The organism is Nesterenkonia sp. HG001, assembly GCF_034438835.1.
Lineage (GTDB): Bacteria > Actinomycetota > Actinomycetes > Actinomycetales > Micrococcaceae > Nesterenkonia > Nesterenkonia xinjiangensis.
Map to the genome: position 1 here is coordinate 214,445 of NZ_JAOSZD010000005.1, position 23,278 is coordinate 237,722.

Annotated in this window: 19 protein-coding genes; 8 read left to right on the forward strand and 11 right to left on the reverse strand. The window is 69.1% G+C overall.

The genetic code is table 11. The features are described from left to right. Positions 1 to 35 precede the first annotated feature (35 nt). From zwf to ODE13_RS10595, 7 genes are all read left to right on the forward strand, one after another. Positions 36 to 1,634 carry a glucose-6-phosphate dehydrogenase gene (zwf, locus tag ODE13_RS10565; RefSeq protein ID WP_322479234.1) on the forward strand — a complete coding sequence of 533 codons (1,599 nt, stop codon included), beginning with the start codon at positions 36 to 38 and terminating at the stop codon, positions 1,632 to 1,634. A 24-nt stretch (positions 1,635 to 1,658) separates the two neighbouring features. Beyond that, positions 1,659 to 2,603: a glucose-6-phosphate dehydrogenase assembly protein OpcA gene (locus tag ODE13_RS10570; RefSeq protein WP_322479235.1), complete on the forward strand. Its 945-nt coding sequence runs from the start codon at positions 1,659 to 1,661 to the stop codon at positions 2,601 to 2,603. A 28-nt stretch (positions 2,604 to 2,631) separates the two neighbouring features. Then, positions 2,632 to 3,432, forward strand: coding sequence for a 6-phosphogluconolactonase (gene pgl / locus ODE13_RS10575; RefSeq protein ID WP_322479236.1), 801 nt, complete (start codon positions 2,632 to 2,634; stop codon positions 3,430 to 3,432). Positions 3,433 to 3,774: 342 nt separating this feature from the next. Beyond that, a complete protein-coding gene (locus ODE13_RS10580; protein ID WP_322479237.1) occupies positions 3,775 to 4,599 on the forward strand; it encodes a metallophosphoesterase in 825 nt (274 codons plus the stop codon). 76 nt (positions 4,600 to 4,675) lie between these two features. Next, positions 4,676 to 5,689 (forward strand): ABC transporter substrate-binding protein, encoded by a 1,014-nt coding sequence (locus tag ODE13_RS10585; RefSeq protein WP_322479238.1) that lies wholly within the window; start codon positions 4,676 to 4,678, stop codon positions 5,687 to 5,689. Then, the gene (locus ODE13_RS10590) at positions 5,661 to 7,325 is read left to right on the forward strand and encodes an iron ABC transporter permease (RefSeq protein WP_322479239.1); all 1,665 of its coding nucleotides are present in this window, start codon (positions 5,661 to 5,663) and stop codon (positions 7,323 to 7,325) included. Before ODE13_RS10585 ends, ODE13_RS10590 begins: the two co-directional genes overlap by 29 nt. Positions 7,326 to 7,337: 12 nt before the next feature. Beyond that, positions 7,338 to 8,489, forward strand: coding sequence for an ABC transporter ATP-binding protein (locus ODE13_RS10595; RefSeq protein WP_322479240.1), 1,152 nt, complete (start codon positions 7,338 to 7,340; stop codon positions 8,487 to 8,489). A gap of 139 nt (positions 8,490 to 8,628) precedes the next feature. Here ODE13_RS10595 and secG read toward each other — a convergent pair whose 3' ends face one another. The 11 genes from secG to uvrA form a co-directional block, all read right to left on the reverse strand. Beyond that, positions 8,629 to 8,880 (reverse strand): preprotein translocase subunit SecG, encoded by a 252-nt coding sequence (gene secG, locus ODE13_RS10600; RefSeq protein ID WP_179542606.1) that lies wholly within the window; start codon positions 8,878 to 8,880, stop codon positions 8,629 to 8,631. Between the two features lie 55 nt (positions 8,881 to 8,935). Continuing rightward, positions 8,936 to 9,760 carry a triose-phosphate isomerase gene (gene tpiA, locus ODE13_RS10605; RefSeq protein ID WP_179542605.1) on the reverse strand — a complete coding sequence of 275 codons (825 nt, stop codon included), beginning with the start codon at positions 9,758 to 9,760 and terminating at the stop codon, positions 8,936 to 8,938. 76 nt (positions 9,761 to 9,836) lie between these two features. Continuing rightward, positions 9,837 to 11,063, reverse strand: a complete 1,227-nt coding sequence (locus ODE13_RS10610) for a phosphoglycerate kinase (protein WP_322479241.1) — start codon at positions 11,061 to 11,063, stop codon at positions 9,837 to 9,839. 136 nt (positions 11,064 to 11,199) lie between these two features. Further along, entirely contained in the window at positions 11,200 to 12,207 is a 1,008-nt protein-coding gene (gene gap / locus ODE13_RS10615; protein WP_322479242.1) for a type I glyceraldehyde-3-phosphate dehydrogenase, read from the reverse strand. A 312-nt stretch (positions 12,208 to 12,519) separates the two neighbouring features. After that, positions 12,520 to 13,143, reverse strand: a complete 624-nt coding sequence (locus ODE13_RS10620; RefSeq protein ID WP_179542602.1) for a superoxide dismutase — start codon at positions 13,141 to 13,143, stop codon at positions 12,520 to 12,522. A gap of 185 nt (positions 13,144 to 13,328) precedes the next feature. Continuing rightward, complete coding sequence (gene whiA, locus ODE13_RS10625) at positions 13,329 to 14,309, reverse strand: DNA-binding protein WhiA (RefSeq protein WP_179542601.1); 981 nt, start codon at positions 14,307 to 14,309, stop codon at positions 13,329 to 13,331. 142 nt (positions 14,310 to 14,451) lie between these two features. Beyond that, positions 14,452 to 15,516 (reverse strand): uridine diphosphate-N-acetylglucosamine-binding protein YvcK, encoded by a 1,065-nt coding sequence (locus ODE13_RS10630; protein ID WP_322479243.1) that lies wholly within the window; start codon positions 15,514 to 15,516, stop codon positions 14,452 to 14,454. A 2-nt stretch (positions 15,517 to 15,518) separates the two neighbouring features. Then, on the reverse strand, positions 15,519 to 16,412 hold the full coding sequence (gene rapZ / locus ODE13_RS10635; protein ID WP_179542599.1) for an RNase adapter RapZ: 894 nt from the start codon (positions 16,410 to 16,412) through the stop codon (positions 15,519 to 15,521). Between the two features lie 67 nt (positions 16,413 to 16,479). Continuing rightward, positions 16,480 to 18,507 carry an excinuclease ABC subunit UvrC gene (uvrC, locus tag ODE13_RS10640; RefSeq protein WP_322479244.1) on the reverse strand — a complete coding sequence of 676 codons (2,028 nt, stop codon included), beginning with the start codon at positions 18,505 to 18,507 and terminating at the stop codon, positions 16,480 to 16,482. Then, complete coding sequence (locus ODE13_RS10645; RefSeq protein ID WP_416210668.1) at positions 18,500 to 19,189, reverse strand: lysophospholipid acyltransferase family protein; 690 nt, start codon at positions 19,187 to 19,189, stop codon at positions 18,500 to 18,502. The genes uvrC and ODE13_RS10645 overlap by 8 nt, the downstream gene beginning before the upstream one ends. Positions 19,190 to 19,334: 145 nt before the next feature. After that, complete coding sequence (uvrA, locus tag ODE13_RS10650) at positions 19,335 to 22,220, reverse strand: excinuclease ABC subunit UvrA (RefSeq protein WP_322479339.1); 2,886 nt, start codon at positions 22,218 to 22,220, stop codon at positions 19,335 to 19,337. Between the two features lie 216 nt (positions 22,221 to 22,436). Between uvrA and ODE13_RS10655 the strand changes: the two genes are divergently transcribed. Next, positions 22,437 to 23,270, forward strand: a complete 834-nt coding sequence (locus ODE13_RS10655; protein ID WP_322479245.1) for an HAD hydrolase-like protein — start codon at positions 22,437 to 22,439, stop codon at positions 23,268 to 23,270. The last annotated feature ends 8 nt before the right edge of the window (positions 23,271 to 23,278 follow it).

A 23,278-nucleotide genomic window follows, 5' to 3' on the forward strand; every position in this document is an offset into this window, starting at 1 on the left:
CTGTCCTGACCAGGAGAGACACAGAGAGAGCTCGTATGAATCCGACTCTTCGGAGCACCCAGCGCAGCAGCCGCACCGCCCGCAGCAGCAACCCGCTGCGCGATGTCCGGGACCGGCGCCTCAACCGCATCGCCGGGCCCAATGCCATGGTGATGTTCGGCGTCACTGGTGACCTGGCCCGCAAGAAGCTGCTGCCTGCCATCTACGACCTCGCGAACCGGGGGCTGCTGCCGCCGAGCTTCTCACTGGTCGGCTTCGGCCGTCGCGAATGGACGCACGAACAGTTCGCTGAGGAGGTCCTCACCCATGTGAAGGCCTCTGCCCGGACCAGCTTCGACCAACGTGTGTGGGACCAGCTCTCCGCAGGCCTGAGGTTCGTCCCGGCCACCGGCTTCGACGACGACGACGCCTACTCCCGGCTCGGCGAGACGCTGCGAGAGGTCCAGGAGTCCCGCGGCACACGCGGCAACCATGCCTTCTACCTCTCGATCCCGCCGAACTCCTTCGAGATCGTCTGTGAGAAGCTCTCCGCCCACGGGCTCGCCGGCCGCGCGGAGGAGACCTCCTCGCGCAACGGCCGCACCGCCCCCTGGAGCCGGGTGGTCATCGAGAAGCCCTTCGGGCATGACCTGACGTCGGCCCGCGAACTCAACCGCGTCGTGGAGCAGGTCTTTCCCTCGGACTCGGTGTTCCGCATCGACCACTACCTGGGCAAGGAGACCGTGCAGAACCTGCTGGCGCTGCGCTTCGCGAACCAGCTCTTCGAGCCCCTCTGGAACGCCCAGCATGTGGATCACGTCCAGATCACCATGGCCGAGGACATCGGCATCGGCGGCCGCGCCAGCTACTACGACGGCGTCGGCGCCGCCCGAGACGTCATCCAGAACCACCTGCTGCAGCTCCTGGCTCTCACCGCGATGGAGGAGCCGATCTCCTTCGACGCGAAGGACCTGCGCGCCGAGAAGGAGAAGGTGCTGGCCGCCGTCAACCTGCCCGAGGACCTCGATGCGGCCTCCGCACGCGGACAGTACACCTCCGGCTGGCAGGGTGGCGAGAAGGTCGTCGGGTTCCTCGACGAGGAGGGGTTCAACCCCGCCTCGAGGACCGAGACCTTCGCGGCCCTGAAGCTGGACATCAACACCCGCCGCTGGGCGGGAGTGCCGTTCTACCTGCGTGCCGGCAAGCGCCTCGGGCGCCGGGTCACCGAGATCGCCGTGATCTTCAAACGCGCCCCCAACCTGCTGTTCCTGGACCACGACGACCACGAGTTCGGACAGAATGCCGTGGTCATCCGGGTCCAGCCTGACGAGGGAGCGACCATCCGCTTCGCCTCCAAGGTGCCCGGCACCCAGATGGAGGTGCGCGATGTGACCATGGACTTCGGCTATGGGCATGCGTTCACGGAGGACAGTCCCGAGGCCTATGAGCGGCTGATCCTGGATGTCCTGCTCGGTGAGCCTCCGCTGTTCCCCCGGCACGAGGAGGTGGAGCTGTCCTGGAAGATCCTCGACCCGTTCGAGGAGCACTGGGCCTCCTTGGACGAGCAGCCGGAGCCCTACGCTCCGGGCAGCTGGGGCCCTCCGTCGGCCCAGGAGCTGCTGGCCCGCGACGGACGCACCTGGCGCCGGCCGTAGCCGGGCAAGACGAGGAGATGACCTGTGATCGTTGACATTCCGGACACCACGACCTCGAAGGTCTCCAAGCAGATGAACCAGATGCGGGAGGCCGGCGGAGTCGTCGCCCTGACCCGCGTGCTGACGCTGGTGATCCTGGCTTCCGAGGAGAACTCGGAGCCGGCTATCGCCGCGGCGAACCTGGCCTCGCGGGAGCATCCCTGCCGGATCATCGTGCTGGCCGCCGGCGACCCCGCCGGCCCCACGCGTCTGGACGCCCAGATCCGCGTGGGCGGCGACGCCGGCGCCTCGGAGGTGATCGTGCTGCGTGCCTCCGGCGAACTGGCCGAGCAGAACGAGGCCATGGTGGCCGCGCTGCTGCTGCCTGATGCCCCGATCGTCGCCTGGTGGGCCGACGAGGTGCCGGAGGATGTGAGCCGCACTCCGATCGGCAGCATCGCGCACCGGCGCATCACCGACACCGCCCGTGCCGCCCGCCCGCTGGAGGCGCTGCGCACCGTGGCCGAGAGCTACCACGACGGCGACTCGGACCTGGCGTGGACCCGCATCACCGGCTGGCGAATCCAGCTGGCCAGCATCCTGGACACCATGGACGCCGAGGACATCACCGGCGCGACGGTGGAGGCGGCCCCGGAGCTGCCCAGCTCCGCGCTGCTAGCGGCCTGGCTGCAGCTGGCACTGGGAGTGCCGGTCATGCTGACCCGGCACACCGTGGACCGCGGTCTGAGCGCCGTGCGGCTGCACACCGACGCGGGCGACGTCGTGCTGTCCCGTCCGGGGGGCGACATCGCCTCCCTGCACCTGCAGGACGCCCCGGTGCAGCAGGTGCCGCTGCCCCACAGGACCCTGGAGGACTGCCTCTCCGAGGAGATGCGGCGTCTCGACGCCGACGAGGTCTTCGGTGAGGTCCTCACCCGCGGGCTCCCCCAGACCGACCTCTCGGCCTGCATGGAGCAGTCCGCCGTCTGAATCCCCGTCCCCGAGGAGAGACCGACCCATGACCGTGTCGCTGAACACCGCCGCCGCCGAACCCCGCACCGAGCTGTTCGAGGACAAGGACTCACTGTGCCGGGCCGTGGCTGAGAGGCTCGTCGCACTGCTGCGCCGCACTGTGGAGGAGGAGGGGGCCGCCCACGTCGTCCTCACCGGCGGCGGGGCCGGCATCGGCACGCTCGCCGCGGCCGCGGAGCTGTTCCGCTCCGGCGCCGCCGAAGGACTCGATCTGGCGGCCGTGCACTTCTGGTGGGGGGACGAGCGGCTGCTCCCTGCGGGAGATCCCGAGCGCAACGCCCAGCAGGCCGACGAGGCGCTGCTGGACCTGTTGGTCGCCGCATACGGCCTGCCCGTGGAGAACATCCACCGGATGCCGTCCTCCGCGGAGGCGGAGACCCCTGCGGCCGGTGCCGAGATCTATGCCGCACAGCTGGCCGCACATGCTCCGCACGACTCCCCCGCGGGCCTGGCGCTGCCGCGCTTCGCGGCGATCCTGCTGGGCGTCGGCCCCGACGGCCATATCGCCAGCCTCTTCCCCGGCAAGGCCTCCCTGGCCGTCACGGGACGCAGCACGGTGGGTGAGGAGGACTCCCCCAAACCGCCGCCCCCGCGGGTCTCGCTGACCTTTGACGCGATCCACAGCGCACACCGGGTCTGGACCGTCGTGACCGGTGAGGACAAGGCCGACGCCGCGAAGAAGGCATTCCAGGTGGGCACCCCGGTGGAGGAGATTCCAGCCAAGAACGCCCGCGGCGCGGCGGAGACCGTCTGGCACCTGGACAGGGCCGCAGCCTCGAAGCTCTGAAGGCTCGGGGCAGTCCGCCCACCGCTGCGCGGCGGGGCTCCCCCCCCCCCCCCCGCACTCCCCGGGCACACCGGCTCCCGCTGGGGACCTCCTCGAAGATCCGTGAGTTCACCCGGGCCTCAACGATCGATGCCTTCTGCGTCGTCCCCTGTTCATCTGCAGTCACCATGATGGAGCCGCAAGGTTCTCAGGCCCATGAAATGGTGACGCACGCGTGGCAGACATCCTCGACCTCCCCGGCACGTTCAACGCCCGCGTCGCCGGCACCAGAGCAGATGGACGTCCCTGGCTACCCGGCTTCGAGGTACACGCCACCAGCCCCAGCGACGCACTGGCTGCGGCATGCAGCTGAACATCCTCCACCTCAGCGACATCCACGCCACCGCCGGTGGAGACCTCTACGGCGAGGTCGACGGCATCGCACGCATCCGCGCACTGCGGTGCCAGCTCACCGAGCATCGCCCGCAGGTCGACGTCGTGCTGGTCACCGGGGACATCATCGACCGCTGCTCCCCTGCTGCGCTGGCGCCGGCGATGGAGGAACTGGAACGACTCGCCAGTTCGCTCGGCGCGGCGCTGATCCCCGTGGTCGGCAACCATGACGTCGTGGCCGCCGACCGCTTCACCGGGCTGCTGGCGCGCCGGTTCTTCGCCCGAGAAGTGGAAGGGCTGCGCCTCATCGTCTTGGACAGCTCCTCCGGGCAGCTGCCTCCGGCTCAGCTGGAATGGCTGGAGCATGAGCTCCGCGAGCGGCCCTGCTTCCCCCTGGGGACGGTCCTGTGCCCGCACCACAGCCCACTGACCTCTCCCCTGCCGGCGCTGCAGGGCAAAGGTCTGCGGAACCCGGCGGCGCTCGGTGAGCTGCTGCAGCGCAGCGGCGACGACGTCCGTCTGCTCCTCACGGGTCACTACCACCACGCCCAGAGCGGCAGCTTCGGTGCTCACCCTGTCTGGAGCGGGCCCGCGCTCTCCTACCGACAGATCATGCTCCCGGGAGCCTCTGCCCCGGCAGGCGGTGCCGACGCCCCCGGATACTGCCTGCTGAGCCTCACTCCCGAGGCCTGGAGCGTCACCGCCTTCCCGCTGACCGAGGACGCCCCGCTGCTCTTCGGCGCCCCGCCGCAGGCCTCCGATGTCCACCTCACCACGCCTGATCACCACGCCTGATCACCACGCCTGATCACCACGCCTGATCACCACGCCTGATCACCACACAACGCAGAACCAACAGAGCAGAGGAACCATGTCACACACCGCACGACGCCGGTCCGCGCTCAGCATCGCTGTGCTCTCCGGCCTGCTGCTGACCGCCTGCGGAAACGGCGCGGCGGGGGCGCCCGACGGCGCGACCATCACGCTCTACACCTCGGAGCCTCAGGAGAAGATCGACGCGCTGCTCGCCGACTTCCGCGAGGTGGAGCCGGACATCCAGGTCGACGTCTTCCGAGCCGGCACCGGGGACCTGACCGCACGCCTGGAGACCGACCTCCGCGGCGGCGGCCCCGGGGCCGACGTCTTCCTGGCTGCCGACGCGCCGACCTTCGAAGGGTTCAAGGAGGACGGCCTCCTCAGGGAACTGGACTCCGAGGAGCTCTCCTCGGTCTCCGAGACCTGGCAGGATCCGGAGGGCTACTACGTGGGCACCCGTGTCATCCCCACCGTCATCGCCTACAACACCCATGAGCTCGACACCCCTCCATCGTCCTGGCAGGAGCTCTCCGAGGCCGCATACGACGGCCAGATCACCCTGCCCGACCCCGCCGTCTCCGGCGCCGCCGCGTTCAACTCCGCTGTCTGGTATCTCCACCCGGACCTCGGCGAGTCCTGGTTCGACGAGCTGGGCGCCAACTCCCCGGTCATCGCCGAGTCCAACGGCCCCGTGGGACAGGCCGTGGCCGAGGGCAGCCAGCCGGTCGGCATCGTGGTGGACTTCATGATGCGCGACCTGCGCGACGCCGGCTCCCCGGTGGAGGTCTCCTACCCCGCCGAGGGCGTGCCCTCCATCTACCAGCCCATCGGCATCTTCGAGGCCACCGAGGAGCCGGAAGCGGCCCAGACCTTCGTCGACTACGTGATCAGCCGGCGCGGGCAGGAGTTCGCCGTGGAACAGAACTACCTGCCGGTGCGCACGGATGCCGGCAGCCCGGAGGGAGCCCCGGCTCTCGAGGAGATCAAGTTCATGGACGCAGACCTCCAGGAGATCACCGAGGTCCACAGTGAGGCGCTGGATGCCTTCAACGGCCACATCGGAGGCTGACCTCCGGGGAGGGCGGCCCGCCCTACTCCGCTCGCCCTCCCTGGGACTCCTCAATGCCGGGCTGTGGCTGCTCTGCCTCGGCCTGGTGCTGGTGCCGCTCGGCACGGTGGTGCTCCACGGGGCGCTCAGCGGCCGCCTTCCGGAGCTCGCACAGCCCGACGTCGCGCGCGCGGCATGGAACAGCTTCGCCTCCGCCACCGGCTCCGGGATCCTGGCTGTTCTCATCGCCGCAGCGTTGGTGCTGCTGATCGAGCACACCTCGTTGCCCGGGCGCGCCGCGCTGAGGATCCTCGCGCTGAGCCCCATGCTCATCCCGCCCTTCATCGGCGCGATCAGCTGGACAGGCCTCTTCGGGCCCTCCGGGATGATCAACAGCGTCGCGCAGGATCTGCTCGGCAGCCCGCTGTGGATCATCTACGGGGGCGACGGCGTCATCGTGCTCCTGGCCCTCCACTCGTATCCGATCGCCTATCTGCTCATCGCCGCCGCCCTGGCCCGGATCCCGGCGGAGCTGGAGGAGGCGGCAAGGGCCTCAGGGGCCGACAGCCGGCGTGCGCTGCGGGACGTGACCCTTCCTCTGCTGAAGCCGGCACTCGTCTCGTCCTTCATCCTGGTGGCGGTCTCGAACCTCGGCGACTTCGGGATCCCCGCGCTGGTGGGCGGGCCGGAGCGCTATGAGACCCTGGCGACGATCGCCTACCGATTCGTCCGCTCCGGCACCGTGGAGAACCCGCTGGAGCTGGCGGCCTGCGTCGGTGGCGTGCTCCTGGCGATGACCGCGCTGGGCATGCTGCTCATGCGCAGATTCTCCCGGGGGTCCTACTCTATGGAGACCTCCTACTCGGCCGCAGAGCTGGTCAGGCTCCGGCGTCCGTTGCTGCTGGGAGGGCTCACCTGGGGCTTCGTGATGGGCATCACGGTCCTGCCGCTGAGCGCTCTGCTCCTGCAGTCCCTGCTGCCTGCCCCCGGTGTGGACCTCACCTGGGAGAACCTGAGTCTGCAGCACTTCGGCACCGTGCTGCAGAGCCGCTGGACCGCTGAGGGGACGCAGCTGAGTCTCGGCCTGGCCGCGGGTGCGGCGCTCATCACCGGCACGGTGGGACTGGCGATCGGGACCGTCATCACCCGCACCTCGCTTCCCGGTCGGAGCGCGCTGCGCACCACTGCGCTGCTTCCTCTGGCCGTCCCCGGGCTGATCGTCGCCGTCGGGTGGCTCCTGCTGGCCCCTCATCTCGGCCTCTACAACAGCCCGTGGCTGATCCTCTGCGCGTATGTGATGTCCTTCCTCGCGCTGGTGGTCCAGGCGATCGAGGCCCCTCTGAGATCGACCTCCGCCACCCTGGAGGAAGCGGCACGGATCAGCGGCGCCAACCCCGTCCGTGCCTTCTCCGACGTCTCGGTCCGCCTGGCGACCCCCGCTGCCGCCGCCGGTGCTCTGCTGGTCTTCCTCACCGCGGTGCGCGAGCTGACCATCTCCGCGCTGCTGCTGGCGCCGAACGCGCAGACCCTCGGCGTCGCCATCTTCAACCTGCAGCAGGCGGGCTCCTACGGGCCCGCCGCCGCGCTCTCAGTCCTGGTCACCGTGGTCGGGCTGGTGGGCATGGGACTGATCACCAGCCGACTGCGCTCCCGCTGAAAGGACACCGCCATGAGCACCGTGAACTTCGACTCCGTCGACGTCACCTTCGCCGACGGGCATCAGGCCCTGAGGTCCGTCTCTCTGGACATCGCCGACGGCGAGTTCATCGCCCTGGTCGGGCCGTCCGGATCAGGGAAGACCACTCTGCTGCGCAGCCTCGCCGGCTTCATCTCCCCGAGCGCAGGGACCATCAGCATCGACGGCGCCCCAGTCTCAGCTCCGGAGAGCCTCGTCGCCGTGGAGCACCGCGGACTCGGGATGGTCTTCCAGCAGCACGCGCTGTGGCCGCATATGAAGGTGGGCGAGAACATCGCCTACCCGCTCAAGCTAGCCGGCGTCCGACGACCCCGGTGGGAACGGCGCGTCGCTGAGGTGCTGGATCTGGTGGGGCTGGCGGGCATGGGAGGACGTCGGCCCGACCAGCTCTCCGGCGGACAGCGTCAGCGGGTCGCCTTGGCCCGGGCGATCATCCACCAGCCCCGTGTGCTCCTGCTCGACGAGGCTCTCTCCGCGCTGGACGAGCCGCTGCGCGCCACGCTGCGCTCCCAGCTGCAGTCGATGGCCAAGGATCTGGGCCTCACCGTCCTGCATGTCACCCATGACCGTTCCGAGGCTCTCGCCATCGCAGATCGCATCGTGGTCCTGCACCAGGGGCGGATCCTGCAGGCAGGCCGCCCTGCCGAGGTCGTGGCGCAGCCGGCCACCGGCTTCGTCGCACAGTTCCTCAACGACGCCACGCTCCTGAGCGGGGTCTTGGACTCACACGGCTTCCACGCGGACGGGCTCCCGCTGATGGTTCCCCGACGCAACGTCTCCACCGACCTTCCCGCGGGTGAGCCCTCGGTGCCGGGTCAGCTCGCCGTGACGCCGAACCATGTGGTCCTCTCCCCCGTCGGTCCGGAGGAGACCGGAGGTGCCGACGTGGTCTCCAGCCTCTACGGCCGGCATGCCCACACGGTGGAGCTGAACTGGTCGGGCCGGCGCATGCGCGGAGAGACCGCGGGCTGGCAGCCGGCTCCCGGCGACCTGGTGGGCGTGGACGTGATCGGAGGGCTCTTCTTCCCCGAAGGCCCCCTTCCGCCGACGCATCGACCACATCGGTCCGAGTCCTCCCGACCCCCTGCGCCGCCGCGATCTGCCCGCACAGCATCTGGAGGGTGACCCGGGGGGGGCGGCTGAGCAGCTCCCGGCCTCCTCACGAGACGCCCCCACCATGCGGAAGGCCCGCGACCGAGCCCCTCACGGGGCTGGGTCGCGGGCCTTCGCGATGACGTGCGGGGGGACGCTTCCCCCGGACCGGTCAGACGTCCACGTTCACCTGGATGAGCAGGCCGAGCGCGACGACGATGAGGCCCCACATCACGCCGAGCGTGATGGTGAGCCGATTGAGGTTGCGCTCCGCAACGCCGGAGGATCCCAGCGAGGAGGTCACGCCGCCGCCGAACATGTCGGACATGCCGCCGCCGCGACCCTTGTGGAGCAGGATCAGCAGGATCAGCAGGAGGCTGATGACGGCCAGGAGGACCTGGAGGGCGATGGTCAGTGCAGACACAGCGGCCTTTCGTGGACGGTTGTTGTTTCAGCAGCTATCAGGATAACCCGGCGCGTCAGCCTGCGTCGCCCGTGTCGACATGCTTCTCGAAAGAGGCGATGCCGGCGAACTCCTCAGCCTCCAGGCTCGCGCCGCCGACCAGGGCGCCGTCGACGTCGGCACCGGCCAGGATCGACGCCACGTTCTTCGCCTTCACGGAGCCGCCGTAGAGCACGCGCACGCCGTCGGCGAACTCCGCTGAGTAGCGCTGCGCCAGGTGGGCGCGGACAGCCGCGGCCATCTCCTGGGCGTCCTGCGGCCCGGCGACCTCGCCGGTGCCGATGGCCCACACGGGCTCGTAGGCGACGACAAGCTGGCTGAGCTCCTCGGCGCCGAGGCCCTCCAGCGCACCATCGAGCTGCGCCAGGGTGTGCGAGACGTGCTCTCCGGCCTGGCGGACCTCCAGGCCCTCGCCCACGCAGAGCACCGGCACGAGCTCGTGGCGCAGCGCGGCGCGGATCTTGCGGTTGAGGAGCTCGTCCGACTCCCCATGGACCTCCCGGCGCTCCGAGTGGCCGATGAGCACCTGGGCGCAGCCCAGGCGATGGAGGAACTGTCCAGAGATGTCACCGGTGTAGGCGCCGGCGTCGTGCTCGGAGAGGTCCTGGGCACCGTAGTCCAGCGAGAGCTTGTCACCGGTCACCAGCGTCTGCACTCCGCGCAGGTCGGTGAACGGCGGGAACACCGAGACCTGCACGCGCTCGAAGTCGTGGCCTGCGTCGTCCAGAGTCCAGGCCAGCTTCTGGACCAGGGCGATGCCCTGCATATGGTCCATGTTCATCTTCCAGTTGCCGGCGATCAGCGGGCGGCGGACGAACTGTCCGTCCTTCTGTGCGGTCATGAGTGGGGTGGTCCTTCCAACAGTGGTCGGTCGCGGGGTGTCGCGTGGGGTCTCAGAATGCCCTGGATCCGGCGGATCAGCGCTGCAGCGCGTCGATGCCCGGGAGGGACTTCCCCTCCAGGTACTCGAGGCTCGCGCCCCCGCCGGTGGAGATGTGGCCGAAGCCGGACTCCTCGAAGCCCAGACCTCGCACGGCCGCGGCGGAGTCCCCGCCACCGACCACGGTGAAGGCCTGCGTCTGAGTCAGCGCCCGGGCTACCGCTGCGGTGCCGGAGGCGAAGGCCTCCATCTCGAAGACGCCCATGGGGCCGTTCCAGAACACGGTGTTCGAGTCGCCGATCTCTCGCGCGAACGCCTCGGCCGTCTCCGGGCCGATGTCCAGACCCAGCGCCTCGGCACCATGGGCACCGGACTCCAGCTTCTCGACCGGCAGCACCTCGTGCTCCGCGTCGGCGGCGAAGGCGGAGGCCATGACGATGTCGGTGGGCAGCACGATGCGGCAGCCGTGACGCTCGGCCGCGGCGAGGAAGCCGCGCACAGTGTCGAGCTTGTCATCCTCCACCAGGGAGTTGCCGATCCCGTGGCCCTGTGCCTTCAGGAAAGTGAAGACCATCCCGCCGCCGATGAGCAGCGTGTCAGCACGGGCCATCAGGTTCTCGATGACGGCGAGCTTGTCCGAGACCTTGGACCCACCCAGCACCACCGTGTAGGGGCGCTGCGGGGACTCGGTGAGCCGCTCGAGGACGACGAGCTCGTCCCGCACCAGGTCCCCCTGGTAAGCGGGCAGCTCGGAGGTGATGTCGGCGACCGAGGCGTGACGACGGTGCACCGCACCGAAGGCGTCGTTCACGTAGGCGCCGGACCCGCCCGTCAGCGCGGCCAGCTCAGCAGCCAGCGCCGCACGCTCGGCGCCGTCCTTGGAGGTCTCGCGGGGGTCGAAGCGGACGTTCTCCAGGAGCAGGATCTCGCCGTCGGCCAGATCAGCGGCTGCCTGCGTCGCGGAGGGGCCCACCAGGTCCTCGGCGCGACGCACCGGGACCTCGCTGAGCTCAGCCATGCGGGAGGCGACGGGGGCCAGCGAGAACTGCGGGTCCACCTGCCCCTTGGGTCGGCCCAGGTGGGCGGTGACGAGCACCTTCGCGCCGGCCTGGGCGAGCTTCTCCAGCACCGGCAGAGAGGCGCGGATGCGGCCGTCGTCGGTGACGGCCCCGCCGTCGAGGGGGACGTTGAGGTCCGAACGGACCAGGACGCGACGTCCGGTGACGCCGTCAGTCAGCAGGGTGTCCAGAGTGGAGGCAGTCATGGGATTCAGAGTACCAATCGGTCAGAGGGATCGGGACGGGCGGAACGCACGAGGCCCCGCCTGCCACGTCCGCGCAGGCGGTCGGGCAGGCGGGGCCTCGGTCATCGGATCACCGGCCGCAGGGGCGGTGAACCGTTCAGAGCTTGGCGCCGACGTGCACGGCCATCTGCGCCAGGCGCGAGCTGTAGCCGTACTCGTTGTCATACCAGGAGAACACCTTGACGGTGTGGCCGATGACCTTCGTCAGCGGCGCGTCGAAGATCGATGAGTGCGGGTCTCCGACGATGTCGGAGGACACGATCGGGTCCTCGTTGTAGGCCAGGATGCCCTTGAGCTCCGCCTCAGCAGCCTTCTTGAAGGCCGCGTTGACGTCGTCGGCGGTCACACCGTCCTTCTCGACGGTCACCGTCAGGTCGGTGCCGGAGCCGGTGATCACCGGGACGCGGACGGCGAAGCCATCGAGCTTCCCGTCGACCTCGGGGATGACCGCACCGATGGCGGCGGCCGCACCGGTTGAGGTCGGCACCATGTTCACGCCGGCGGCGCGGGCGCGGCGCGGGTCGCTGTGCGGGGCGTCGTGCAGACGCTGGTCGCCGGTGTAGGCGTGCACGGTGGTCATCAGACCCTCGACGATGCCGAACTCGTCGTTGAGGACCTTCACCAGCGGAGCCAGGCAGTTGGTGGTGCACGAGGCGTTGGAGACCACGGTGTGGTTCTCGGCGTCGTAGGTGTCCTCGTTGATGCCCATCACCAGCGTCGCGTCCACGCCCTTGCCCGGGGCCGAGACGATGACCTTCTTCGCACCGGCCTCCAGGTGCTTGCCGGCGGTGTCCTTGGTGGTGAAGAAGCCGGTGCACTCCAGGACGACGTCCACGTCCAGCTCGCCCCAGGGCAGGTTCGCCGGGTCGCGGTCCGAGAGCAGGCGGATGCGACGGTCACCGACGACGAGGTGCTCACCGTCGAGGGAGACGTCCTGCGGGAAACGGCCGAGGACCGAGTCATACTTGGTCAGGTTGACCAGCTGGCCGGGCTCGGTGAGGTCATTGATCGCCACGAGCTCCAGGTCATGCCCCTGGTCCTCGATCACACGGAGCACGTTGCGGCCGATGCGTCCAAAGCCGTTGATCGCGATCTTCGTCGCCATAGGTTCCCTTCCTAGACTTCTCCGTCCACCGGGTCGGCGGACCGATGAGGTGCGCGGACTGCGTGCCTCGCCCCGGGAGCCGGAGCGGGTCGAAACTGTCCCGAGAAACACGTTGGGGATCAGCAGCGCGGGCTCTCGCCCGGCGCCACTGACCCCCAACAACTTCGTTGTTCTCAGGTTGTCCGTAGAACGCAGTCTTGAATTATCAGGTCATATTCTCTCATACCTCAGCGAATCACGGGTGAGCTTTTCGGCATGAGTCCACGATATGGACCACCTGAGTCCGGGCCGGGAGAGACTCCCGGCCGCGGGTCAGGGAGTGACCAGCTTGGCGGCGCCGGAGCGCGCCGCTTCCAGGCGCCGGGCCACGTCCTCCCAGTTCACGATGTTCCAGAACGCCTTCACGTAGTCCGGCTTGACGTTCTGGTAGTCGAGGTAGAACGCGTGCTCCCACATGTCCAGCATCAGCAACGGGGTGGTGGCCACCGGCACGCCGTTCTGCTGGTCGTAGAACTGCTCGATCACCAGGTTGCCGCCGAGGGGCTCGAAGGCGAGGATCGCCCAGCCGGAGCCCTGGATGGTCAGCGCGGCCTGGGTGAACTGCTCCTGGAACTTCTCGAAAGAGCCAAAGTACTCGTCGACGGCGGCGGCGAGCTCGCCCTCGGGACGCTCCTGGCCCTCCGGGGAGAGGTTCTTCCAGAAGATCGTGTGGTTGGTGTGGCCGCCCAGGTTGAACTGCAGATCCTTCAGCAGCTTCGGCGTGGTGGCGTAGTCGCCCTTCTCTCGGGCCTCGGCGAGCTTCTCCAGCGCCGTGTTGGCACCCTTGACGTAGGTCGCATGATGCTTGGAGTGATGCAGCTCCATGATGCGCGCGGAGATGTGCGGCTCCAGAGCGGCGTAGTCGTAGTCGAGTTCAGGAAGCGTGTACTCAGCCATGCGGTACTCCTTGCAGCAGGGATTCATCGGGCCGGGACGTCGAGCCCCGATCGCCTTCAATCCTATGACCCCGACCGAGAACGCATAAGGGGTTACCGACTATGACAGCCGATGTTCACCACGGGAGGAAATGCACTGCCGAGATCAATATTTAGGCATTCCTAAATGCTTCCTGGCGACTGAGGTCAGCCGTCGAGCATGTCCGGCGTGACATTGATGTCGGTGCCGGGCATGTCCAGGTCCTGGGCCCGCTTGTCCGCCATGGCGAGCAGCCGCCGGATACGTCCGGCGATGGCGTCCTTCGTCATCGGCGGCTCGGCCAGCCGGCCCAGCTCGTCCAGCGAGGCCTGCTTGTGCTGCAGCCGGAGCTCGCCGGCATACCGGAGATGCTCAGGCACCTCTTCGCCCAGGATCTCCAGCGCACGCTCCACCCGAGCCCCGGCGGCCACGGCGGCCTGTGCGGAGCGTCGAAGGTTAGCGTCGTCGAAGTTCGCCAGCCGATTGGCGGTGGCACGGACCTCCTTGCGCATCCGGCGCTCCTCCCAGACCAGCAGCGCCTGATGGGCACCCATGCGGGTGAGCAGCTGAGCGATGGAGTCACCGTCACGGATGACCACCCGGTCCACCGTGCGCACTTCGCGCGCCTTGGCGGTGATGCCCAATCGGCGGGCGGCACCCACGAGCGCCAGCGCGGCCTCAGGGCCCGGGCAGGTGACCTCCAGCGAGGAGGACCTCCCCGGCTCCGTGAGCGAACCGTGGGCGAGGAAGGCTCCGCGCCACACGGCGACGGCGTCCGCGACGGATCCGTTGACGATCACCGAGGGCAGGCCGCGCACCGGGCGCCCGCGGGCATCGAGGAGTCCGGTCTGGCGGGCGAGGGCCTCCCCTTCGCGCACCACCCGGACCACATAGCGGCTCCCCCTCTTCAGCCCGCTGCCGGAGACCACGATGATCTCGCTGGAGTGGCCGTAGACCTCGGTGACCGCGGCCCGCAGCCGCCTGGCGGTCGCGGCGTGGTCGAGCTCGGCCTCGATGACGATCCGACCCGAGATGATATGCAGCCCGCCGGCGAACCGCAGCATGGCCGAGACCTCAGCCTTGCGCTCGGAGGATGTGGAGATCTCCTGGCGAGAGAGCTCTTCCTTGACCGACTCGGTCAGCGCCATATGAACGTTCCTCCGGTGAATTCTGTCGCGGTCAGCTCGGCAACGGGCTTCGACATGGTACTGGAATCAGCTGGGCAAGGCGTCGAGGGTGTGAGCCGCATGACATGCAGGACGCAGAGCCTCCCATCCAGGTCTTCGACCCTCAGGTCCCGAAGACCTCGTCGAAGGCGATCGCCAGGCGGAGCGGGTCGTGGACCTCGGGGTCCTCCTCCTTGTGCACTCGGTGGTAGCTGACATGGGCACCGAGCCGCGCCGCCGCATCCTCGAAGGCGGTGCGCTCGTCGCCCCGCACAGAGGCCGGATCGGCGATGATCCGGTCCACGTGCAGGTCAGGAGCGTGGTCGATGAGGATCTCCAGATGATCCGCCGGGGACATCCCGACAGTCTCATCCGTGTCCGCCGTGAGGTTCATCACAATACACCGCTTGGCCTCGGTCTCACACAGAGCAGTGCTGAGCCCGTCCAGCAACAGATGCGGCAGCACCGAGGTGTACCAGGACCCCGGTCCGAAGACGACCCAGTCGGAGAGCTCGATGGCGGTCACCGCCTCGGTGCAGGCCTGGGCGTCCTCCGGATGCAGGCGCACCCCGGTCAGCCGCCCGAGCTGGCCGGCATGGGCCAGCTCCACCTGGGAGGAGACCCGGATCGGCTCCGGAGGCTCCTCCCCCGGCCGGGCCGGCCGATGGACCAGACCCGACATCGTGAGCGGCTCCCGGGACATCGGCAGCACCTGTCCACGGGCGCCGAGCAGAGCCCCGGCCCAACGCAGCCCGCCCACCGGGTCGCCGATGAGCTCCCAGAGTGCGACGATCAGCAGGTTGCCCATGGCGTGGTCGTCCAGACTCCCGCTGACTCCGTCGCGGGAGCGGAACCGGTGCTGCATGACCTGGGCCCAGGTCCTGCCCCACTCGGTGTCGTCGCACAGCGCGGCCAGCGCCATGCGCAGATCTCCAGGCGGGAGAACGTCCATGTCCTGGCGGATGCGGCCCGAAGAGCCGCCGTCGTCGGCGACGGTGACCACAGCCGTCAGGTGCTCCGCGGCGATGATCCGCAGGGCCGCCAGCGTCGCGGAGAGGCCATGTCCGCCGCCGAGCGCGGACACCCGGAAGGAACGACGGCGCGAAGGAACCGCGCCGCGGGATTGGGCCGTCGAGGGGACGATCGGCACCGGCCCGGTCGGCTGCGGCACCGGGAAGGGCTGCGCCATGTTCATTCCCGACCCAGGTCGCGGTGCACGGTGTTCACCGTGACGTTGGGGACCTGGTCCAGGCGGCGGGCCAGCTCCTCCGAGATGGCTACCGAGCGGTGTTTGCCTCCGGTGCAGCCCACCGCAAGGGTGGCGTAGTGCTTGTTCTCCCGCCGATAGCCCTCCAGCACAGGCTTGAGCGCCTCCACATAGCGGTCCACGAACTCACCGGCACCCTCGTCGACGAGCACGTACTCGCGGACCGGCTCGTCCAGTCCGGTCAACGGACGCAGCTCCGGGACCCAGTGCGGATTCGGGACGAAGCGGACGTCGGCGATGAAGTTCGCGTCAGCGGGCACCCCGTACTTGAATCCGAAGCTCATCACGTTCAGCCGCAGCTGGATGGGGCCGTCCTCGGCGAAGATCTCGGTGATCTCGCGGGCCAGCCCGTGGACGTTGAGATCGGTGGTGTCGACCACCACCTCGGCACCGGCCTTGACCTCCTTGAGCATGTCCCGCTCGGCCACGATGCCGTCGAGGATGCGCCCGGAGCCCTGCAGCGGGTGGGGACGACGCGCCTGCTCGAAGCGGCGCACCAGGAGCTCGTCGGAGGCGTCCAGAAAGAGCATCCGGTAGGTGATGCCGGCGGCGCGGACCTGTCCCAGCGCGTCCAGCATGTCGGAGAACGGCCCGCGCGAACGGACGTCGATGACCACGGCGAGCTTCTCCACCGACCCGGGGTTGCGGGCGATGAGGTCAAGCATCGTGCCGATGAGCTCTGCGGGGAGCCCCTCGACCACATACCATCCGCGGTCCTCCAGCGCATGGGCCGCCGTAGTGCGTCCGGCGCCCGACATGCCCGTGACGATCAGCAGCTCGTTCTCGGGGGGTTTCACCGGGATCAGTCCGTCGCTCATACCCGGAAGCCTACGTCCCCGGCAGCGCGGTCAACAATCTCTCTGCACCGACCCTGACCTGGAGACCTCAGCCCTCAGCGGCCAGGTGTTCGAGGATCCGCCGGGCGGTGGCCTCCCCGACACCGGGGACTTCGGTGATCTCCTCCACGCTGGCTCGCCGCAGCCGCGCCACCGAACCGAAGTGCTCGACGACCGCGCGGCGCCGAGCCGGGCCGAGGCCCGGGACGTCGTCGAGGGCGGAGGCAGTCATCTCGCGAGAACGCTTGCTGCGGTGATAGGCGATCGCAAAGCGGTGGGCCTCATCCCGGATGCGCTGAAGCATGTAGAGCGCCTGGGAGGTGCGCGGCAGCACGAGCGGGAACTCGTCATCGGGCAGCCAGATCTCCTCGAGGCGCTTGGCCAGACCGATCACCGGCAGATCTGTGATGCCCAGCGCGTCGAGCGCGGCACGCGCCGCGGCGACCTGCGGCTGGCCACCGTCGACGACGACGAGGCTGGGCGGGTACGCGAAGCGAGCACCCTCGCGGTCCACCGCCGTGTCCTCCACCGGGTCCACCGCCGGGTCCTCCCCCGGGTTCTCCGCGGAGGCGGGGGCCTTTTCGTGAGGTTCCTCTCCGGCCTCCTCCCCGGCCTCCTCCACTCGCTCCTCCCCCGGCTCCTCCTCAGGTGCGCTTCCCGGGGTGTCGAGGGCCATCTGCTCCTCGAGGTGGCGGGCGAAGCGCCGGGTGATGACATCATGCATGGCGCTGGTGTCGTCGCGGGCCGCCTCACCGCGGAGGGAGAAGCGCCGGTAGTCGCGCTTCTTCGGCAGGCCGTCCTCGAGCACCACCATCGACGCGACGACATGAGTCCCGGAGGTGTGAGAGATGTCATAGCACTCGACGCGCAGCAGCGGCTCCGGAGCGTCCAGCGCCTCCTGCAGCTCACGCAGCGCCTGGGAACGTGTGGTGAGATCCGACGAGCGTCGCGCCTTGTGCAGGGCGAAGGCCTGCTCGGCATTCTCCCGCACGGTGCCCAGCAGGGCGGCCTTGTCGCCACGCTGAGGCACGCGCAGGTCGACGGCGGCCCCACGGCGCTGCCGCAGCCACGCCCCGATCTGCTCGGCATCCTCGGGCAGGGCCGGCACCAGGACTTCACGCGGGATGCGCTCGGCGTCCTCGATGGAGCCGTAGACCTGCAGCAGCAGCTGCTCGACCATGCCGGCGGAGTCGGTCTCCTCCACCTTCTCCACGACCCAGCCGCGCTGCCCCCGGATCCGCCCCTGGCGGATGTGGAAGACCTGCACCGCGGCCTCGAGCTCATCCTCGGCGAAGGCGAAGATGTCGGCCTCGGTGTCCTCGGAGAGCACCACCGCGTTCCGCTCGAAGACCCGACGCAGGGCCTCGAGGTCGTCGCGATGACGGGCGGCGTCCTCGTAGCGCAGCTCCGCGACCGCCTCGTCCATCTGCGCCTGGATGCGACGGACATGAGGGCCGGGCCGCCCTGACATCACCTCGCAGAACTCCTCGGCGAGCCGACGATGCTCCTCGGGGCTGACCCTGCCCACGCAGGGGGCCGAACACTTGTCGATGTACCCGAGCAGACAGGGTCGCCCGGCCGCCTCAGCGCGCCGGAACACCCCTGAGGAGCAGCTGCGCACCGGGAACACGCGCAGCATCGTGTCCACGGTCTCGCGGATGGCCTTGGCGGGGTGGAAGGGCCCGAAGTACTTCACACCGGGTCGGCGGTCACCGCGCATGACCTGCACCCGGGGGTACTTCTCATTCATCGTGACGGCGAGGTACGGATAGGACTTGTCGTCGCGGTACATGATGTTGAACCGCGGAGCGTGCTGTTTGATCCAGGTGTACTCGAGCTGGATCGCCTCGAGCTCGGAGCCGACCACCGTCCACTCGACCTGCGCGGCGGTGTGAACCATGGCGTAGGTCTTCGGCGGCAGGCCGGCCGGCCGGGCGAAGTAGGAGTTCAGCCGGGCGCGCAGGTTCTTGGCCTTGCCGACATAGACGACCCGACCGTGCGGGTCGATGAAACGGTAGACCCCCGGGGAGGTCGGGATCTCTCCCTGCCGGGGACGGTAGGAGGCGGGGTCAGCCATCGTCGCCGACGTCAGTCCTGTCGACCGGAGGGCTGTTGTAGCTGTCCACGCGCTCCTGTCCGGTGAGCGCGGCGATGGCGTCCATGACCCGAGCCGTGGCCTCGCGGCGGATGGGCAGCGGATGCCGCTCGCCGATGTGCTCGAAGTGGAGGGGCTCTCCGACGTGCATCTCGAACTTCGCCGGGCGCACCCGGTTGGAATCCGCCGCTTGGAGGTCCTCGGTGCCTCGGAGCCCGACCGGGACGACCGGGACGCCGGTGGCCAGCGCCAGCCAGCCCACGCCGTTCTTGCCACGATAGAGGCGGCCGTCGCGGCTGCGGGTGCCCTCTGGGTAGATGCCCACCCCGAAACCGGACGAGGCGATGTCGCCCAGCTGATGCAGCGCCTCGACGCTGGCGGACTTCCTCTGCCGCTCCACGGGCACCGAGCCCACCGACTCGAAGAACATCTTCATGGCCCGACCCTTCAGCCCGGTCTGGGTGAAGTACTCAGCCTTGGCGAAGAAGCTCACCGGACGCGGGAAGATCGCCTGGATCAGCACCGAGTCGAGGAACGAGAGGTGGTTGCTGGCCACCACGAAGCCGCCGTCGTCGGGCACGTGGTGCAGGCCGGTGATGGTGGGGCGGCAGGTCATCTTCACATACGCGGCGAAGGTCTTCCGGATCGCATCGTGGGTGACCACGCGCTTCCGAAGGGGCGCGGTGGGGTCTGTGCTCACGTGCAGTTCCTTCGTGTCGCCGGGCGCAGGGCGCCGTTCGTGCTGGGCCGCGGTTCAGTGTACCCGCTGAGTGGCCCGTCACAGCCAGCGCGACGGCCCGGGCCGCAGGTCACAGCACCGTGCGCAGGAACGTCCCGGTGTGCGATCCGGTCCTCTCGGCGTGCTCGGCGACCTGCTCCGGCGTGCCCTCGGCGACGATGAGTCCGCCCCCGGTGCCACCCTCCGGGCCGAGGTCGATGACCCAGTCCGCAGACTTGATGACATCGAGGTTGTGCTCGATCGTCACCACGGTGTTGCCCTTCTCCACCAGGCCCTGCAGCACACCGAGGAGCTTGCGGATGTCCTCAAAGTGCAGACCGGTGGTGGGCTCGTCCAGCACGTAGATGCTGCGACCCTTGGACCGCTTCTGCAGCTCGGAGGCGAGCTTCACGCGCTGCGCCTCACCTCCGGAGAGCGTGGTGGCGGCCTGACCGAGGCGTACGTATCCCAGTCCGACGTCGACCAGGGTGGTGAGGTGCCGGGCGATCGGCGCGAACGCGGAGAAGAACTCAGCGGCCTCCTCGATCGGCATGGCGAGGACCTCGGCGATGTTCCTGCCCTTGTAGTGGACCTCCAGGGTCTCCCGGTTGTACCGGGCTCCCTGGCAGACCTCGCAGGGGACGTAGACGTCGGGGAGGAAGTTCATCTCGATCTTCAGCGTCCCGTCGCCCGAGCAGGCCTCGCAGCGGCCGCCCTTGATGTTGAAGGAGAACCTCCCCGGCTGGTAGCCGCGCGTCTTGGCCTCCTGGGTCTCGGCGAAGAGCTTGCGGATGTGGTCGAACACGCCGGTGTAGGTGGCCGGATTCGAGCGCGGGGTGCGCCCGATCGGACTCTGGTCGACATGGATGACCTTGTCGAGGTGGTCGACCCCGTCGATCCGACGATGACGGCCCGGCACCTGACGGGCGTTGTTGAGCCGATTCGCCAAAGACTTGTAGAGGATCTCATTGATCAGGGTCGACTTGCCCGAGCCGGAGACCCCGGTGACCGCCAAGAAGACGCCGAGCGGGAGGTCCACGCTGACGTCGGCCAGGTTGTTCTCATGGGCCTCGACGATGCGCAGCATGCGCTCCGTGTCGAGCGGGCGCCGCTGTGCGGGCACGGCGATGGTCCGGCGGCCCGCCAGATAGTCCCCGGTGATGGAGTCTTCATTGGCCTTCAGCCGCTCCACGGAGCCGGAGTGCACGATACGACCGCCGCGCTCCCCCGCTCCCGGGCCGATGTCCACGACCCAGTCGGCCTCGGCGATCGTGTCCTCGTCGTGCTCCACGACGATGAGCGTGTTGCCGAGATCCCGCAGCCGGGTGAGCGTGCCGATGAGCCGGCTGTTGTCACGCTGGTGCAGGCCGATGGAGGGCTCGTCGAGCACGTAGAGCACGCCCACGAGTCCGGAGCCGATCTGTGTGGCCAGCCGGATGCGCTGGGCCTCTCCGCCGGAGAGCGTGCCGGCGGCGCGTTCCAGGTTGAGGTAGCCCAGGCCCACGTCGAGCAGGAAGTTCAGCCGAGCCAGGATCTCCTTGAGGACCTGTTCGGCGATCGTGGCGTCCCGCGCCGAGAGGCTGAGCGTGGCGAAGAACTCGACGACCTCCTCGAGCGGTCGGCGAGAGACCTCGGCGATGGAGCGCCCCTCGATGAGCACCGAGAGGGAGGCCGGGTTCAGCCGCTGACCGTCGCAGGCCGGACACGGCACCTGCCGCATGTACTGCTCGTAGTGGTCCCGGGCGTTGTCCGACTCGGTCTCCTCATACTTGCGGTGCAGGTAGGAGAGCACGCCCTCGAAGCCGGTGGAGTACTTGCGCTCCCGGCCGAAGCGGTTGCGGTACTGCACCACGACCTTGTGGTTGCGCCCCTGCAGCAGCGCCGTGCGCGCCTTCTTCGGCAGCTCCTGCCAGGGGACGGTCACGGAGAACTCGAGCTCCTCCGCCAGGGCCCGGATGAGCCGCATCCAGTACTCGCTGGAGGCCTTGCCGCGGTTCCACGGCGCGATCGCTCCGTCCTGCAGTGACAGGGTGTCGTCGGGGATGACGAGCTCCTCATCCACCTCGAGCCGGGAGCCGATGCCGGAGCAGGTCTGGCAGGCGCCGAACGGCGAGTTGAAGGAGAAGGAGCGCGGCTCGATCTCATCGATGGGCAGCGGGTGCTCGTTCGGGCAGGCCAGGTGTTCGGAGAAGCTGCGCTGCTTCGGGCCGACGAGCCCCTCGGGGACCCGTTCCGGATCCTCCGGAGTCCCGTCGGCGGCGAGGTCCACCAGGTCCACCACGACGCGGCCCTCGGCCAATCGCAGCGCGGTCTCGATCGAGTCGGTGAGCCGCTGGCGCATCCCTTCGCGGATGACGAGGCGGTCCACCACGACGTCGATGTGGTGCTTGATCTGCTTCTCCAGGACCGGCGGCTCGTTGAGCTGGACGGTCTCGCCGTCGACGACGGCGCGCGCGAAGCCCTGGCCGGCGAGGTCCCGGAAGAGGTCCTTGAACTCTCCCTTGCGACCGCGGACCACCGGTGCCAGCACCTGGAACCGGGAGCGCTCGGGAAGGTCGAGGATCTGGTCCACGATCTGCTGCGGGGTCTGCCGCTCGATGGTCTCGCCGCAGACCGGGCAGTGGGGCACGCCGATGCGCGCCCAGAGCAGGCGCAGATAGTCGTGGATCTCCGTGACGGTGCCCACCGTGGAGCGAGGGTTCCGCGAAGTGGACTTCTGGTCGATGGAGACCGCCGGGGAGAGCCCTTCGATGAAGTCGACGTCGGGCTTGTCCACCCGCCCCAGGAACATGCGCGCGTAGGCCGAGAGCGACTCGACGTACCGGCGCTGACCCTCGGCGAAGATCGTGTCGAAGGCCAACGACGACTTCCCCGACCCGGAGAGCCCGGTGAAGACGATGAACGCGTTGCGGGGCAGCTCCACGCCGACGTCGTGGAGGTTGTGCTCGCGCGCCCCCTGGACGACGATGCGGTCCACCTCGGCACGACCGATCGTCCCGTTGGCACCGGCCTTCCGGCGCTGACCCCGGCTGTAATAGTCGTCGACGGATTCGATCACTGCGCCGTGGACCTCGGCAAATCGCTCAGACACGCGCACTAGTCTATGCCCGTTGGCGCGATCGAACAAATATTCGATCCTGGTGGACCGACCACGGCACCGAAGCCCCGACATCGGTGCTGAGAGGATGGGGGCATGGACGACCTGACGCCCTCTTCCGGCACCGATGCCCCCGCGCCTCCCGACGCTCCCGCACCGACACCCGCCGCCGTTGTGCTCTTCGACCTCGACGGCACCCTGGTGGACCCCGGCGGTGCCATCACGGGAGGGATCGCCGCCGCGCTGAAGGCCCACGGCATCCCTGTCCCGGAGCCTGCAGTCCTGGACGCGATGGTCGGTCCGCCGCTGGCCGAGAGCCTGCTCTCGCTGCCCGAGGTTCGCGAGTCCCAGCTGCCCGGCATCGTGGAGCACTACCGGCAGGAGTACCTCGCGCGAGGAATGGCCGCCTCCACGGTCTATCCGGGGATCCGCGAGCTGCTCGGCGAGCTGCGCGCGGCCGGAGCGGCCCTCGCCGTGGCCACCTCCAAGCCGCAGCCGCTGGCCGAGCGGCTCCTGGAGGTCCAGGGCCTGGCGACGGCCTTCGACGCCATCTCCGGCTCCCACCCGGACGAGTCGATCCCGCACAGCGGCAAGGGGCCCATCCTCGCGGCCGCGCTGCAGGCACTGAACTTGGGGGCGGAGAACCTGGGGCCGAACCCCGTGCCGAGGGCGATGGTCGGCGACCGCGTCTTCGACGTGGAGGGCGCCCAGGCCCACGGCATCCCGTGCATCGGCGTGCGCTGGGGATACGCGCCCGTCGGCGAGCTCGAGGAGGCCGGGGCCCAGATCGTCGTCAAGGATGCCGCCGGCCTGCGCACCGCCCTGGACGCTGTGCTCGACGGCGTCCTCAGCGGTGCGACCGGCGGCCGCATGCCCGAGGCGGCGCGAGGCCCGACGGCGTCATGGCATCTGACCGAGAGCAGACCATAGACTGTCCC